General features: G+C 55.4%; 14 protein-coding genes. 1 reads left to right on the forward strand and 13 read right to left on the reverse strand.

Features of this window, described 5'->3' with window-relative positions; genetic code table 11:
* The 3 genes from tyrR to OTG14_RS08545 all read right to left on the reverse strand — a co-directional run bounded on the left by tyrR (position 1) and on the right by OTG14_RS08545 (position 4101).
* Positions 1-1542: a transcriptional regulator TyrR gene (gene tyrR, locus OTG14_RS08535; RefSeq protein ID WP_148768895.1), complete on the reverse strand. Its 1542-nt coding sequence runs from the start codon at positions 1540-1542 to the stop codon at positions 1-3.
* A 112-nt stretch (positions 1543-1654) separates the two neighbouring features.
* Entirely contained in the window at positions 1655-2707 is a 1053-nt protein-coding gene (locus OTG14_RS08540) for a YcjF family protein (protein ID WP_032647528.1), read from the reverse strand.
* Positions 2704-4101: a YcjX family GTP-binding protein gene (locus tag OTG14_RS08545; protein WP_061714993.1), complete on the reverse strand. Its 1398-nt coding sequence runs from the start codon at positions 4099-4101 to the stop codon at positions 2704-2706. The genes OTG14_RS08540 and OTG14_RS08545 overlap by 4 nt, the downstream gene beginning before the upstream one ends.
* Before the next feature lie 155 nt (positions 4102-4256).
* Here OTG14_RS08545 and OTG14_RS08550 point away from each other — a divergent pair, with 155 nt between their 5' ends.
* Complete coding sequence (locus OTG14_RS08550) at positions 4257-5267, forward strand: LacI family DNA-binding transcriptional regulator (protein ID WP_248164833.1); 1011 nt, start codon at positions 4257-4259, stop codon at positions 5265-5267.
* Between the two features lie 34 nt (positions 5268-5301).
* On the opposite strand, the gene OTG14_RS08555 is transcribed toward OTG14_RS08550, so the two are convergent.
* The 10 genes from OTG14_RS08555 to OTG14_RS08600 form a co-directional block, all read right to left on the reverse strand.
* Positions 5302-6216 carry an OmpG family monomeric porin gene (locus OTG14_RS08555; RefSeq protein WP_024907150.1) on the reverse strand — a complete coding sequence of 305 codons (915 nt, stop codon included), beginning with the start codon at positions 6214-6216 and terminating at the stop codon, positions 5302-5304.
* A gap of 66 nt (positions 6217-6282) precedes the next feature.
* Positions 6283-7365: an ABC transporter ATP-binding protein gene (locus OTG14_RS08560; RefSeq protein ID WP_267214934.1), complete on the reverse strand. Its 1083-nt coding sequence runs from the start codon at positions 7363-7365 to the stop codon at positions 6283-6285.
* A 13-nt stretch (positions 7366-7378) separates the two neighbouring features.
* Complete coding sequence (pgmB, locus tag OTG14_RS08565; protein WP_267214935.1) at positions 7379-8044, reverse strand: beta-phosphoglucomutase; 666 nt, start codon at positions 8042-8044, stop codon at positions 7379-7381.
* On the reverse strand, positions 8034-10313 hold the full coding sequence (locus tag OTG14_RS08570) for a glycoside hydrolase family 65 protein (protein WP_267214936.1): 2280 nt from the start codon (positions 10311-10313) through the stop codon (positions 8034-8036). Before OTG14_RS08570 ends, pgmB begins: the two co-directional genes overlap by 11 nt.
* On the reverse strand, positions 10307-11362 hold the full coding sequence (ycjS, locus tag OTG14_RS08575; RefSeq protein ID WP_425340242.1) for a D-glucoside 3-dehydrogenase: 1056 nt from the start codon (positions 11360-11362) through the stop codon (positions 10307-10309). Before ycjS ends, OTG14_RS08570 begins: the two co-directional genes overlap by 7 nt.
* 14 nt (positions 11363-11376) lie before the next feature.
* On the reverse strand, positions 11377-12165 hold the full coding sequence (ycjR, locus tag OTG14_RS08580) for a 3-dehydro-D-guloside 4-epimerase (RefSeq protein WP_267214938.1): 789 nt from the start codon (positions 12163-12165) through the stop codon (positions 11377-11379).
* 17 nt (positions 12166-12182) lie between these two features.
* The gene (gene ycjQ, locus OTG14_RS08585) at positions 12183-13235 is read right to left on the reverse strand and encodes a D-guloside 3-dehydrogenase (protein WP_090416712.1); all 1053 of its coding nucleotides are present in this window, start codon (positions 13233-13235) and stop codon (positions 12183-12185) included.
* A 28-nt stretch (positions 13236-13263) separates the two neighbouring features.
* A complete protein-coding gene (locus OTG14_RS08590) occupies positions 13264-14106 on the reverse strand; it encodes a carbohydrate ABC transporter permease (RefSeq protein WP_023335920.1) in 843 nt (280 codons plus the stop codon).
* Entirely contained in the window at positions 14093-14974 is an 882-nt protein-coding gene (locus tag OTG14_RS08595; RefSeq protein ID WP_022648300.1) for a carbohydrate ABC transporter permease, read from the reverse strand. Before OTG14_RS08595 ends, OTG14_RS08590 begins: the two co-directional genes overlap by 14 nt.
* 22 nt (positions 14975-14996) lie before the next feature.
* Positions 14997-16289: an ABC transporter substrate-binding protein gene (locus OTG14_RS08600; RefSeq protein WP_267214939.1), complete on the reverse strand. Its 1293-nt coding sequence runs from the start codon at positions 16287-16289 to the stop codon at positions 14997-14999.
* Between the last annotated feature and the right edge of the window lie 2 nt (positions 16290-16291).

Raw genomic sequence — 16291 nt, forward strand, 5'->3', positions numbered from 1 at the left:
TTATTCGTCACCTTTCTTATGATTCAAACCGTACTCACGCAGCTTATTCGCGATTGCGGTGTGCGAGACGCCAAGACGTTTTGCCAGCTTGCGGGTGCTGGGATAGCTGCGGTACAGCTGCGTCAGCACAGAACGCTCGAAACGGCTGGTGATATCGTCCAGCGACCCTTCCATCGCCTCTTCGCCTACCGATACCGTTCCGGCATCGTAATCCGGCAGCAGGATATCCTGCGGGCGCAGCTCATACCCTTCAAGCTGGGTCAGCGCGCGATATACGGCGTTTTTGAGCTGACGAATGTTGCCCGGCCAGCCGTAGCGCATGAGCACCGTGCCAAGATCGGCAGACAGTTTCGGACGCGGCACCCCCTGCTCGTCGGCAAAGCGGGCGACGAACAGCTCCGTAAGCGGCATGATGTCCTGGGGGCAATCGCGCAGCGGCGGAATATTCAGCGTCAGGACGTTGAGGCGGTAATAGAGATCTTCGCGGAAGATCCCCTTTTGCACCAGTTCAACCAGGTTTTTCTGGGTGGCGCAAATGACGCGCACGTCCACATGCACTTCGTGATCCTCACCGACGCGGCGGAACGTTCCGTCGTTCAGGAAACGCAGCAGCTTAGCCTGCATACGCGGCGACATTTCGCCGATTTCGTCCAGCAGCACCGAGCCGCCGTTAGCCTGCTCGAAGAACCCTTTCTTGCCTTCCGGCGCGTGACCAAACAGCTCGCTTTCAACGGCATCTTCCGGAATAGAGGCGCAGTTAAGTGCCAGATAAGGTTTGGCTGCACGCGGACTCGCCTGATGCACGGCGTGAGCCAGCAGGTCTTTCCCGGTGCCGGTATCCCCGGTAATCAGCAGCGGCGCGGTCAGGCTTGCAAGCTTGCGCGCCTGATCAACCACATGGCGCATTTTCGGGCTGACGGCGATAATCTGGCTGAATGCGCCAACGTCCTGACTGGAGAGGTTTTGCAGCTGGCGACCCATGCGTAACGTCGAGCGCAGCATGATCACTGCCCCGGTCAACACGCGAGTATTCCCTTCCCCTTTCAGATAGACCGGCGTGATCTCCATCAGGAAATTCTGTCCGTTAATCACCACATGCTCACTAAGCGTGTTCTGCGGATTGCTGTCCAGCCAGCGCTGGAAGTTAAAGCCGGGGATCAGCTGCGCGGCGTTATGATTGCTGAGCTTCTCCTGGCTCTGCGCGAACAGCTGGCAGCTCGCGTGGTTAACGCGCTCAACTTTGCTCTTCAAATCCAGGGAGAGGAACGGCTCGGGCATGGCTTCCAGCAGCGCGCTCAGGGCCAGGTGCTCACGCTCAGAGGGCATCCAGGGAATGGTGCGTACATCCGTAACGCCAGCGATACGGCGGATTTCCGCCATCAGGCTGCTGAAGGTATTAAATTCAATTTCGGCAAAATTGAGGTAAATTCGCCCGACAGGATCGATCTCAATGCCACGTAAATCAATGCTACGTAAAACAAGAAGATCGAGTAATTCGCGGGTCAGACCGAGACGGTCTTCACAGAAGACTTCAAGACGCATGGGAAATTCACCGTTTTAAGCCAATAACAGTAAAATGATATGTCAGAACACGGTGATCCGGAAGATGGCTGTCAACAAATATTGACAGCCAGCACGATTAGTGAACAAAACCTCACGGAGTCGGTTTTTTATTGAGCGTCTCTTTGAGCTGGCCGATCAGCTCACGCCTGAAATCCCCCAGCCGGGGCTTATCGCCATCAATCCACGGCAGCGGACGGCAGACCTCCATCGCTTTAATTCCCAAACGCGCCGTTAATAATCCCGCGCCGATACCCTGAGCGGCACGGGCAGAAAGACGCGCCGCCAGATCCTGCGACATCCAGTCCATGCCCACTTCGCGCACCAGTTCACTCGCTCCGGCAAACGCGATATTGAGCAGGACCAGTTTGAACAGTCTCAGCCGACTGTAGTAACCCAGCTCTATGCCGTAAAGGTTCGCAATACGGTTGATCAGGCGCAGGTTGCGCCAGGCGATAAAGGCCATATCGACCAGCGCCAGCGGGCTAACGGCAATCATCAGGGTGGATTCCGCCGCAGAGCGGCTGATCTCGCGTCGCGCCTGGGCATCCAGCACCGGCTGAACCATATGGGAGTAGAGCGTCACCACTTCCCGGTCATTCTGGGTTTCATGGATGGCGGCATACCAGCGCTGAAGCGCCGGATGCGACTGATCGATGCCGGCCTGGCTGGCCAGCTTTTCACAGAACGCGCGACCTTTCCCGGTGCCGTGGCTGTGAAGCAGATCCCGCGCTTCATCACGCTCATGCGCGCGCTGGCGCAAACGCCAGAGCCGACGCCACTCGGTGGCAACCGACCCGATGCCCGCCCCCACAATCAGCGCGCCCGCGGCACATCCGCCCAGCGCGACCCAGTCCTGAGTATGCCAGGCATTCATCGTCCACTGCACGCCCTGCCCAACCACGCTTACGCCAAACAGCGCCAGACCGGCGGTGACCATCTTGCGCCACAGACTGCGTTTTGGACGCAGAGCGGCTTCCACAACCGCCTCCGCCGGCCCTTCTTCGACGCCAGGCTCCTCAGTCAGGGCCGGGGCAAAGTTATCCGCCTGCGTGCCGCTGAACGTCTGCGCGGTTTTGAACGCCTCCTGAGGATCCTGCTCAAGCGTTCCGGTAAAGTCTATGCGCGGTTTTAACGGTTCCGTCATCGCAATTTATCTCCAATCAAAAACTCAAGCGCCGCATCCAGACGGATGTGTGGTAATGGCCTGTCGACGCTCATTGCCTGCGGGCGGAAGGCTTCAAACTGGAAGCCCTGGTTCTGCCAGAAGGCCTGACCCGGCAGCCGCGCAGGCACTTCGCCCGGATACACGGTAAGCGGTTCACCGTCGCTGAGCCGGTTCCCGCGTAATGCCGGTATTTTCTCACCGTTAAGGTCAATCAGCCCGCTTTGCGTCGCCTGCACGGACGCGAGCCCAAGGCAATCCATGCCGATCCCTTCGAAGGCGGCGTTTTGCCAGGCGTCCTGCACCAGCTGCTGCAGCAGCGACACCATATTGGCATGCTGGTCGACCGTGACGTGATCGGCCTTCGTGGCCGCAAAGAGCAGTTTATCGATTACCGGTGAGAACAGACGGCGAAACAGCGTCCGCTGCCCGTAGTGAAAACTTTGCATCAGCTGCGTCAGCGCAAGGCGCATATCGTTGAAGGCCTGTGGCCCGCTGTTAAGCGGCTGCAGACAATCCACCAGCACAATCTGGCGGTCAAATCGCAAAAAGTGGTTTTTATAGAATCCCTTGACCACTTTTTCACAGTAGTAATGGTAACGCTCACGCAGCATCCCTGCGTTAGTGTGCTTATCCGCCTGCGCCAGCGTCGACTCGCCCACCCCGTCCACATCCGGCCAGGGGAAGAACTGAAGCGCAGGCGCGCCCGCTAAATCACCCGGCAGAACAAATCGCCCCGGCTGAATGAAGTGTAACCCTTCCTGCTTGCACTGGTGCAAATACGCCGTCCAGGCGTCGGCAATGGCCGCCAGACGGTTCTCATCTGCCGTCGCAAGCGGGTCCAGACCTTCGCACAGCTGTCGCCATTTGGCCGACCACCCGGCGCGCTGCCCCTGCAACAGGCCCGTCATCTGGCGGGACCAGCTAAGGTAATCCTGCGCCAGCATCGGCAGGTCGAGCAGCCATTCGCCGGGGTAATCGACGATTTCCAGGTACAGCGTGGAGGTATCCTTGAAGTGGCGCATCAGGGATTCATTCGAGCGAAAACGCAGCGCGAGGCGAATTTCACTGACCCCTCGCGTCGGCGTCGGCCAGGTGGGCGGATCGCCATAGAGCTGCGCCAGCCCTTCGTCATAGGTAAAACGTGGAATACCAAAATCCCGCTGTGGGACGCGCTTCACGCCCAGCAGGCGTTCTTCCCGCACCGCGCTAAGCAACGGCAGACGCGCCCCGGCGTGCAGGTTCAGGAGCTGGTTTACCATCGCGGTGATAAACGCCGTCTTACCGCTGCGGCTCAGCCCCGTCACGGCCAGACGCAGATGACGGTCAACGCCACGGTTCACCAGTGAATTGATTTCGTTCTTAAGTCGCTTCATCGCCGTCCTTCGTTGCCTGGAAGCCTTGAATGCATGGCTTCAGAATACAATAAATGGGGGCAGATCGTTGATTATCAATTCTTATTTATTGCTATTGCCGTTTTCTCTCCAGTAAGATGAACGGCATTGCTGTCAGTCCGGAGTGAGTAAGGTGTATGTCACCCACCATCTATGATATCGCACGGGTTGCGGGCGTATCGAAATCAACCGTTTCCCGCGTTCTGAATAAACAAACGAATATTTCTCCCGAAGCACGTGACAAAGTGCTGAAGGCGATTGACGAATTAAATTATCAACCCAACAAACTGGCTCGCGCCCTGACCTCTTCAGGCTTCGATGCCATTATGGTTATTTCGACCCGTTCAACCAAAACCACTGCCGGTAATCCCTTTTTCTCCGATGTCCTTCATGCCATTACGGCTAAAGCGGAAGAAGAAGGGTTTGATGTTATTTTGCAAACCTCAAAAAGCAGCGAAGACGATCTGCTGAAATGTGTAAGTAAAATAAAGCAGAAAATGATCAAAGGGATCATTATGCTGAGTTCACCCGCAAATGAATCCTTTTTCACCACGCTGGATGCATATGGCGTACCGGTAGTAGTTATCGGCAAAGTGGAAGGTGAGTATCAGAATATTTATTCCGTCGACACGGATAATTTTCATGACAGCGCCACGCTGACCGAAACTTTTATAAAAAACGGTCTCCGAAAAATTGCCTGTCTGCATGCGCCACTTGATTATCATGTTTCGATCGATCGTCTGGCGGGCTATAAAGCCAGTCTGGAAAAGCACCGTATTGCCATTAACCCGGACTGGATCAGGGATGGCGGTTATACCCATGAGAGCGCGCTCACGGCAGCTCTGGAACTGTTGTCGTCACCCACGCCGCCTGATGCGGTATTTGCGACCGACAGCATGAAGTTGCTCAGCCTCTATCGTGCGGCGGATGAGTTGAATCTGATGATCCCGGAACAGGTGGTGATAGCCGGATACAGCGACCCGATGCTGTCTCTCATTTTAACGCCCGCACCTGGCGGCTTTGATATCCCCACACGAAAACTGGGGGAAGAGAGCTGCGATCTTCTTTTCAGGCGTATTGCGGGTCAGCCCGCCCCGCAAAAAGTGCTGGTTGATACCCACTTTTTGTTGGCTGCTTCCCTTCGCTAAAACCAGGGGCTTAGTGCCCCTGGCGTGTCGTCGGTCAGAACGCGTAGTTTACGCCAACCCCCGCATAGTGGAAGCGGTCGTTTTCACCCTCGTCATGATTTTCCCACTCATAGGCGTATTCCAGCGTCATGGATAAACCGTTGTTGAAGTCATAGGCGTACTGCATACCCAGTCGGTTGAAATTATGCCCTTCACGCTCAGGATCGTCCTGCCAGTCCCAGTTCGTCCAGCGATCAAGTCCCAGTCGAGTGTAAGGCGTTAGGGTCGTCTGGCCCAATGAAATAGGCAGATAGGCGCGAATTTCCTGGGTGGAGAATTCACCGTTATTACGGGTACTGTCCATATTGAAGCCGCGCTCTAAATAGTAATTCACTTTAGCCGCAAAGGTTTCGTTAATGGTCCATGTAAAGCCCGTTTCGGTTTCGACGCGGCTGTCAGCATAGCCGGTTTTTTCCAGATCGTTGGCAAACTGATACATGGCAAACCAGCCGCTAAACCGCCAGTCATCGGTTAATTTAATGTCCCAGTCAGGCTGAATTTTGTAGCGCTGCATATTCGCGCTACCGTCTTTGGCACCGTGTTCATCTTTAAAATGATAACTATAATTTCGGAAACCACCGGTCAGACCGAAAGTAAAATCATCGGTTCCGATAAAGCGATAGCGTAATTCAAATTCAGGACGGTCAAAATAGGTTCCACGGGTCATACTGCTGTAATCAACCGGCCCCTCCTGATACATCGCCAGAGAAATAGTCCACGCATCCCAGGTTGCATTAAACCACACGGAGGGTTCATATAATCCATCTTTATCGTCGGCCTGACCTTCAACGTTTTCTATTTCATACATCGCGCCAATATTAAATTCCCACTGTTTAGCTGTTTCTGATGCTTGTGCGCAGCTAACCCCTGCGCACAGAACGAGCGCAGCACTTCTTAGTAGAGTACCCATTAAATATTCCCTTTATAATTTACAAACAAAAAAACCGGAAATTTGCATTTCCGGCAAACACCTTTCTTATCTAATAGCCGCTTCGGTTTCAGCGTCGAAGAAATGGCACTTACTCATATCGAACTGGATGTCGATATTATCCCCAGCGGCATAGTCATTCGCGGCGCCTGCGCGAACCACCAGTTCATGGCCGCCAACGGTGGCATAGAGCATGAACTCCGCGCCGGTCAGTTCGGCGACGCTGACTTTCGCCGCGATGTTTTCACCGCAGCTCTGCAGAGTGAGAATATCTTCCGGGCGGATGCCAAAGACCACGGCTTTACGCTGATACCCTGCGGCATTCAGTGAAGCGAGCGTGTCTTCCGGGATCGCCAGACGCAGCGTTTCCGTGACGAAATAGCGGTCATCGATAGCGCCGCGAATGAAGTTCATGGCTGGGGAGCCAATAAACCCTGCGACAAACATGTTCGCCGGTTCGTTGTACACCTGCTTCGGGGCACCGACCTGCTGAATAATGCCGTCTTTTAAGATCACGATGCGGGTTGCCATCGTCATGGCTTCCGTCTGATCGTGGGTCACATAAATCATGGTGGTATTAAGCTTCTGGTGCAGCTTGCTGATTTCAGCCCGCATCTGCACGCGAAGCTTGGCATCGAGGTTGGAGAGCGGTTCATCCATCAGGAACACGCCCGCTTCGCGCACGATCGCCCTGCCCAACGCCACGCGCTGACGCTGTCCGCCGGACAGCGCGCCGGGTTTACGCTTGAGGTACTCGCGCAAGCCGAGGATCTGTGCCGCCCAGTGAACGCGCTCTTCGATAACCGCCGGGGCGATTTTCTGCATCTTCAGGCCAAACGCCATGTTGTCGTAGACCGTCATATGCGGGTAAAGCGCATAGTTCTGGAACACCATCGCGATATCGCGAGACTTGGCGGGCACGTCGTTCATGCAAACGCCGTCAATGACCAGTTCACCCGCGCTGATCTCCTCCAGACCGGCAATCATACGCAGCGTCGTGGATTTACCGCAGCCCGAAGGCCCGACGAAGACGATGAACTCCTTGTCTTCGATTTCGAGATTGAAATCCTTAACCACGTGGACCTGGTTATCATAAATTTTCTGAATGTGTTTCAGAGACAGTTGAGCCATTGTTAATTCCTTATCAATACGTCCGGGATGCCCAAAACTCGGTCAGACATTTCCAGGTCAGTTCCCGCGTTGAATCAAGTTGTAATCCCGCATGGTTCAGGCCAGATCCAATCCCAACCGATAGCATTCCCGCCGCGTTGATCGCCTCAACGCCTGCAGGTGCATCTTCGATACCCATCGCCTCTTCAGGACGCACATTCAGGCCAGCACAGGCGGCGAGGAAGATCTCCGGGTCAGGCTTCGAACAGATAATGAGGGAAGCATCGGCGCAAAAATCAAAAGCGTGCTGAATGCCCAGGGCGCGCAAGATGCCAGGGGCATTCAGGGAAACGGAGGCGAGCCCAATTTTGACGTTCGCCGTACGGATATCCGCCAGCACGTCGCGAATACCGGGAAGCAGTGAATCTTCCGTCAGTGACGCCAGAGACTGGACATAGAACGCGTTTTTCTTCGTCGCCAGCGCCAGGCACTGCTCATCGCTAAACGTTCCCTCTTTCCCGCCATGCTTCAGGATGCGCTGAAGGGAATCCATGCGGCTAATGCCCTTCAGCTGTTCGTTAAACACTTCATCGATGGTGATGCCGATTTCCTCCGCCACTGCATGCCAGGCCAAAAAATGGAGGTGTGCGGTATCGGTGATCACACCGTCCAGATCGAATACAACAGCCTTAAGCGTCATGGTGCACCTCCGTGGTAGCGGTCCCATTCACAGATGTAAGAAAGTCCTTACAGGCACAAACTTTATGCCCCGATACGTGTAGCGTTTTGCCCCACAGCGTCAGCGTGACAGGTGCCGAAGCTTCAATGGTTAAAACCTCGTTTTCGTACGTAAAGCGCAGCGTTGCGTTCCGCCAGCGCAGGGGGAAAGCAAGTCTTCGCCAGTGGGCCGGCAACCTGGGCGCAAGGTGCAGTTCCCCTTCCACTATCTGCATACCGGCAAAGCCCTGAATGACGCCGGACCAGATAGCGCCGGTCGCAGCAGCGTGAATCCCGTCATCGCAGCTGTGCGGGTCGTCCCCAAGGTCAATGGCGACGCCATCACGCCAGAAGGCGTAGGCACCTTCGGTGTCACCGCAGCGGGCGGTAACAATGCCGTGAATGGCCTTGCTCAGCGAAGAGTCATGGATTGTGCGGGGCTCGTAAAACGCCAGATTGGCGGCACACTGCTGCGGGGTAAACCACTCCGGCAACAGGTAGGTAAGCATCACCACATCGGCCTGCTTAAGGATCTGCATTTCGTTGACTTCCGCGCGGGAATAATCGAGCAGAATGGTCTGCTTACCCGCTTTGGCTTTGTAGCGGCTCAGATCGATGGCAGGTTTTGCCATGAAGGTATCATCCTGGGGGATCACACCGTCCGCGTCAGCCTCTGGTAGCCATAAGCGCGCCAGGAACCGTGAAGCATTCTGCGTAAAACCTTCATCCTCGCGCCCAAACATCGCCATAAAATGGCGTGCGCAGGCAACGTTATGCCAGGCCAGATAGTTGGTATAAGCGTTGTTGTTCACATGCTCGGTGTATTCGTCCGGTCCGATGACGTCATGGATTTCGAGACGACCATTGATTTCCGTTGCGCGGCCCATCCAGAACGCAGCGGTTTCCATCAGCAGCGTCAGACCTTCATTCCGCATAAAGGCATCATCGTGTGTCGCCTGCCAGTAAGCGACGACGGCCCAGGCAATGTCCGCCACGATGTGGTGTTCCGCCAGCGCAGAGGCCACCTTCTGGCGCGTGCCGGTTCGGATGTTGATCGCCGCGAACTCCGGCGTCTCCTCTTTGCCGCTCGCGGCGCTCTCCCATGGGAATAACGCACCGGGCCAGCCGTTGCGACGGGCTTTTTCCCGTGCGCCTGAGAGATTAAGCCAGCGATAGCGCAGCAGGCTGCGGGCGGTTCGGGGACGCGTGAAGAGATGGAAAGGCAGCAGGAAAATTTCGGTATCCCAGAAGACGTGGCCTTTATACCCCTCGCCCGTCAGCCCCTTGGCGGCGATACTGCTCCGCTCATCATGAGCAGGTGTCATGGTGGTCAAATGCCAGACGGCGTAATCCAGCGCCATCTGATCCTGATACTCCCTAGAGTCCACTTCCACCCGAGCGTCACGCCAGACCTCTTCCCAGGCATACGATGAGCTCTCAAGCAACGCGTCGTAGCCTCTTGCCGCACAGACCTTAAGATCGGCCAGCGCGTTGCGAGCGAAAGAGGCCTGCGACAGTGCTTTATCACTGCGATGCGTCACCCAGACGATCTTTTCTAACGTGACAGTGTCACCCTTCGCAATCGTCAGCGAATGATGAACGCTGAGACGACGATTTTTGGCGGTGAAGCAGCTGTCGCTCTTCGCAGAGAGCTGACAAAATGCCGAAACAACAACTTCTGACGCACGGTCCTGCGTTTCATACACGCCCTGCATGTATTGCTGGTCAAACACTCTGACCGACATTTCATCCAGATGCTGTCTGCCGCTGTTCGTTTGCGTTGCATCAATGCCGGTTTTCAGCACGGCCTGCGTGACATCATCAAGCGGTGTGATCGAAAGCTGCATGGCCACAAGCGGCAGCTGATCCAGAGAGACAAAACGACGGCTTTCCAGGCGATAGCGCTTTCCGTTGGGGGAGCGCCAGACGACGCGGCGATGAAGTTCGCCGTTGGCAAACGCCAGCTCGCGCTGCCACTCGAGAATTTCGCCTGACAGGAGCGTGAAATTGACGCCATCCAGCTCAACATCAATACCGGTGATATCCGGCAGATTGATCAGCTCAGTGGTCTCGTTACGACCCGCCTGATGATAGAGACCCGCAAGATACATGCCTCGGGTTTGCTGGGTGTAATCTTCTTCATGCGCAGCGCGGATCCCCATGTAGCCATTACCGCAGGCCATGATAGAGGCGTATTTATTCAGACTGTGTGGACAAAAGCCCGGGTCGGTTAATACAGACACGTTTAGCATAAGGTCACGCTTTCCCCTGTTTCTGCTGATTCATACAGCGCGGCGACAAGCTGCTGAATAACCAGCCCCTGCTCCGCATCAGCTATCGTGACGGGCTCTCCCAGCACATGCCGTACGAAGGCATCCATACTGCGCATATGACGCTGGTCGTCAGCTTCTTCACGCTGCGTAAGGGTGACTAAAACACCGCCTTCATCGTTGTAGATGTGCGCTGGGAACAGCGTAGCGCCCGCCTTTTCTCCGCAGAATGCGACGTTCATGATCGATTGCTCCCGGATATTGAGTGCAAACGATGTGTCCAGACGCAGAATGCCGCCGTTGCAGAATTCAATGGTGCCAAAGAGGGCGTCCTCAACGGTAAACTGCGTGGGATCCCACTCGCCAAACTGGCCGCTGCTTTTACGGTTTCCCAGCTTCTGGAAGCCGTGTGCCGTCACCTTTTTTACCGCCGGGAACCCCAACACGTACATTGCGGCATCGAGCATATGGATACCGATATCAATCAGAGGCCCACCGCCCTGTAGCGCTTTGTTGGTAAAGACGCCCCAGCCTGGAACCCCGCAGCGGCGTAGCGCCTGGGCCGTGGTGTAATAAACTTCTCCCAGCGCCCCCTTCATCACAGCCTCACGCAGCAGCTGCGTATCGAGAGCAAAACGATGGTGAAAATCATACGCCAGCACTTTCCCCGCCTTGCGCGCGGTCATGCGCATCCTATCGGCCTCCTGCGGCGTCATAGCCGGCGGTTTTTCACACATTACGTGGCAGCCCGCTTCCAGCGCGGCCATGACGTGCTCGAAATGGAACCGGTTAGGCGAACAGACGCTCACCGCATCCGGCTTAACCGCCTCGAGCATCTCTCGCGCATCCTGCCATACCGAGGGAATACCATGACGCTCCGCAAACGCCCGAGCCTGTTCAGGATGGCTGTCCATGACAGCCACCATCTGAACATCACTGCGCGTGGCGTAATACGAGGCATGCACTTTGTCCGCGACCTGCCCGGCGCCAATAATGGCGACGCGCAGAGGCAAAGGTGAAGAAGCACTCATCACGCTCGTCATCCTTAGCATTCACGCAAATAAGTGAGGGAGTCCTGATAAGCCTGCGCCGGATCCTCGGCGCGGACACGGCACTCATACACCACGTAACCCTGGTAATTATCCGCACGCAGCTGATCGAACAGGCTGGCAAAATCGAGGCTACCGCTGCCCGGCTGATAGCGGTGGTTATCTGCGATGTGCACATGGCCCAGCAGATTGCGGTGCTGATGCAGCGCATCCGTCAGCGAGTCTTCTTCGATGTTCATATGATAGAAATCGCCGATGATCTGCACGTGCTTCAGGCCGTTCTCTTCGATATAGCGACGCGCGTCAGCAAGGGTGTTGATCATATGATCCTGATAGCGGTTCAGCGGCTCCAGGTAGATGGTCGTCCCGGTACGCGCCGCGACCTCATCCAGCCAGCGCAGGGAGGCGCTTACCGTGTTGCGGTCTCCTTCCAGGCTGCGTGGGGAGGTCATTGGCGGGAGGCGGAAGGTAAACATTCCCCAGGCAGCAGGCACGATAATGCCCTTGCCGCCCACCTCAGCCAGCGCTTCCAGAATGCGTTCAATCTGCTTTAACCCGTTCAGACGACGTTCTTCGATGAAGTCGCCAATCCAGCCATCGTATCCACCGCAGGCCGTCGTCACCGGCAGACCGGTGGCTTTGATGGCCGCTTTTACCTCGGCGAGGTTTTCTACCAGCAGTCGGCCATCAATTTCATAGCCATCAAAACCCATCGCTTTGATGTACTCGAATTTTTCCATGATATCGGTCGGGAAAAAGGCCTGGTTTTGCGTTGCGATTTTCATGATGTGCTCTCCTTAGCTTAAAAAGTGACGCCCATTTTGATACTGAGTTCCGGGTGCTGATCGACATACGTCATGTAGCTTTCCGGGCTGGTGGTGAAGGTCACGACCGGGTCAATCAGATCCTCACAATTCAGATAGCCGTTCATCAGCAGTTCCCAGCAAGTCTCTTCAATACGTTTGCGGCTCCAGCGCGGGTAGTCCGGGTTGGGTTCGCTGCAGGCGCGGGAGAAGACAATCTTCGCGTTGTTGAAATGCGCTTCGCGGCCGAGGTTAAAGCCTTCCGCGAACGGTTTTGCGAAGGCTACGTAGGAGATGGTGCCGCCATAGGCAAGTCCGCGCAGCGCGGACTGCAGTGCATCTGCATAGCCGCTGGTTTCGATGATCACGTCCGCGCCCTGCTTCCCGGTCAGCTTTTTGATTTCCAGACCGACATCCGTGCCGATTGGGTTCAGACAGTGGTCTGCCCCATGACGACGGGCGATCTCGCAGCGGTGTTCGATTGGGTCGACACCGATCACAACGGACGCCCCGGCTTTTTTGGCCAGCTGGACAGCAATCTGCCCAATCGCCCCCAGCCCCACCACGACTACAAAATCGCCGACCCGCACGTTGGCATCACGCACGCCGCTCATGGCGAACTGCGCTGGATCGTAGCAAACGGCGTTTTTCCAGGAGGCACCCTGCGGCATTTTGCGCAGCTTGTAGTTATTTACCGCGTTAACGATCACCGTTTCCTGCAGCGGTGCGTAGCAGCAGACGCTGTCGCCGATCTGATATTCAGTGACGTCATCACCGCATTCGATAATGTCGCCAACAATCATGTTGCCCAGCTGGAACTTACCGAATTCGATCCCGCGGGCAGAACCCTCGTCACGCGGGGTAAACATCTGCCACTCCGCGTTGAACTCTTCATCGATAAACGGACTGGCGGCGCGGAAATCCACCACTTCGGTACCGTGTTTCGGCGCGCCAAAGCGAGCGCGAATTTTCACTTCATGAACCGCAACCGGACGATCTTCATATTCCACCAGCGCCGCCACACGAGGCGCTGTCGCAACTAATTTTTTCATGACTGACTCCTTGTTAAAATTGGCCGCCTCAGCCCTTCACGCCACCGGCGGTCAAACCACTTTTAATAAAACGTTCAGACAGGGCGTACATGATGACCACCGGAAGCGCCGTCACCAGCGATGCCGCCATCATGCGACCCCAGATATAATCTGGCGTGCTAAAGAGCGTGTTCAGCCCGACCGGCAAGGTGAAATTGCTGGCGCTGGACAGGAAAATGGACGCAAACAGGTAGTCGTTCCACGCCACCATGAAGCAGTAGACAAACACCGACACGAGCCCGGAAATCGCCAGCGGCACGGTGATGCGGAAGATGATTTGCAGGCGGTTCAGGCCGTCCATCATCGCGGCTTCTTCGATTTCGTCCGGGATGGTGTCGAAATAGCTGCGCAGCATGAACACCGCGGTCGGTAACGTTTGGGTCACCATGGTGATAATCAGCGCCAGCTCGGTGTCGTAGATCCCAAGGGCAGTGATGATTTTGAACAACGGCACCACCAGCAATATCCCGGAGAACATGTAGACGGTGTAAAAACTCGCATTGATCGTCGTGCGGCCCTTAAAACGCAGTTTTGACAAGGCGTAGGCCCCCAGCGTGCCGAGAAACACGGCAATCACCGAGGAAGTCAACGACACCACCATGCTGTTTTTGAAGTAGTCCACAAACGGGAAAATCAGCGGGTTAAAGATGTCGACGTAATGCTGCAGCGTCCACGCCTGCGGCAATATGGTCGGGTTAAGCGATATTGCCTCTTTCGCACTCTTAAATGACGTCATTAGCATCACGAAGAACGGGAACAGCGTGATGACCAGAAACACCGCCAGCCCCAGATAAAAACCAATGCGGCTCAGTACGCGTTTATTTGTTGCCATTGAGGTTTACCCTTTTTCTGGTCAGCAGAATCACCGCGAAGATGATCACGAACAGCACGACGGAGATCGCCGCTGCTTTACCCAAATCATTGAATGCGAATGCCGTTTTGTAGAGGTATACGCCCAAAATATCGACCTTGGTCGTCAACAGGTAGACATCCGCAAACATGTAGAACATCCAGATAGTGCGCAGCGTCACCACCGTTGCCAGCACCGGCATAATCGCGGGTAGCGTAACGATTCGAAAACGCTGCCAGGCATTCGCGCCGTCCATTTCCGCCGCTTCATACAGCGACTTATCAATGGTCTGCAAAATCGCCAGGAACGAAATGAACGCGTACGGGAAGTAACGCCAGATGGCGAACAGCACCACCAGTACAAAACTGCTGCCAGGATTGTCGAACCACAGCGGCGCCTGGTCATACAGATGCAGCAGGTCAACGCCCAGATAGTTCACAATGCCGTAGCCGTTGTTGAACATGTATTTCCATGCAAACACCAGCGAAATGGACGGCGTAACGTAGGACAGAATTACCAGTGAACGCGCCGTTTTCCGCATACGGAATTCACGGTTAAAGAAGATCGCAACAGCCAGCCCCAGCCCCGTGCTGCCAATCACCACCAGCGCGGTGTACCAGAAGGTCATCCACAGCGAGTGCCAGAAAGCAGCATCCCCGAGAATGCGGATGTAGTTATCGAGCCCGACGAACACCGCATCTATACGCGGGTTCAGTGGCAGACGTAAGAAACTGATTTCAATATTGGAAATCATTGGCCAGGCCACTAGGCCCCCCAGCAAAATCAGGCTGGGGGCCAACAGCAGCATGGCGAAAGGCATATCTGAACGACCAGAAAACAACGTCTTCATAATTTCCTTCCGCAGAGCGCTCCTATCGTTGTGAAATCAGATCAGTCAGTCGCTTCTGGCTGTCACTAAGCGTGTTGCTGAGATCTTGTTTACCTACCGTGACGTTATGCACCATGGAACTGATGATGCCGGACCCGGTTACATCGCCCATGCGGGTGAAGTTTTTGTCGCCCACGGCACCAAACACCTGAACATTTGGGAACTGCGCAATCAGTTCGTAAGGCAGTTGCCCAAACGCTTTAATCACATCGTTGTTTTTCCAGGTATCAGTGCCCACCACCAGCTTGTTCACCGGCAGTGCCGCGCCAGGCGACATCATGACCCAGTCGGTTGCGTTTTGAGCCTGCTCCATCCAGGTCACAAACTTTTCAGCCGCCTGAGTTTCATCTTCGGTTTGACCGGTGGTAATCGTCAGCGACGTGACCATGCCGTAAACTGCAGAAGATGTTTCTGTTGGGACGACGAAGCCCAGGTTGGCAGGGTTTCCATCCTGGAATACCGCCGGCAGGATGTAGGTGGAGTAAACCGCCATCGGCGCAGAACCGTTCATGAAGGCATCTTTGATCTCCATGACGTCGTTTGAACCCGGCATGGTGGTCGCGGCCAGGGCTTTATAAAACGCCAGGGCCTTTGCCATTTCAGGGGTATCGATGTCGACGTTCCCTTTGGCATCAAAAACGTTCGCGCCGCCGGAAAGCGCAAACTGGGAGAATGCCTGCTCTGTCATCACGCTTTCCGCGGTGGGCAGCGCAATGCCGTAATGTTTTTTGGCCGGGTCGTTAAGGCTCTGGCTGGCTTTCAGCAGCTGTTCCCAGTTATGCGGCTCCTGGATACCCGCTGCAGCAAGCACATCTTTGTGATACCAGACGCCGGATAGCCAGGCACTGACTGGCACCCCCGTCCAGGCAGAACCATCTTCCGTACGCACAACACGCAAGATGCCGTCATAGAAGGTGTTCTCGCCTACCGCTTTAATGGCTTCACCAATAGCTTTGCGATCCAGCAGCTGTTCCTTGTCCATGACTTTCGCGTAGTCATGACTGACTTCAATTACCTCAGGCAGTGCGCCCGTTCTGGCGAGCGTAATAACCTTGGTGTTGTAGGCATCCTCTTCTACCGGCACCTGTTTCACCGTGATGTCGGGGTTCTCTTTCTCAAATTTTTCGATCAGCTTCGTGATAACCGCCTGACGCTCCTGCTCGACAGATGAGTGCATAAACTCAATGGTGACAGCAGACTTTTTGTCATCCTTGCAGCCTGATAACAGGGCGCACGAAACCAGTGATGATATCAGCACAATTCTGGGCATTTTCATTT

This window comes from Enterobacter pseudoroggenkampii (assembly GCF_026420145.1).
Lineage (GTDB): Bacteria > Pseudomonadota > Gammaproteobacteria > Enterobacterales > Enterobacteriaceae > Enterobacter > Enterobacter pseudoroggenkampii.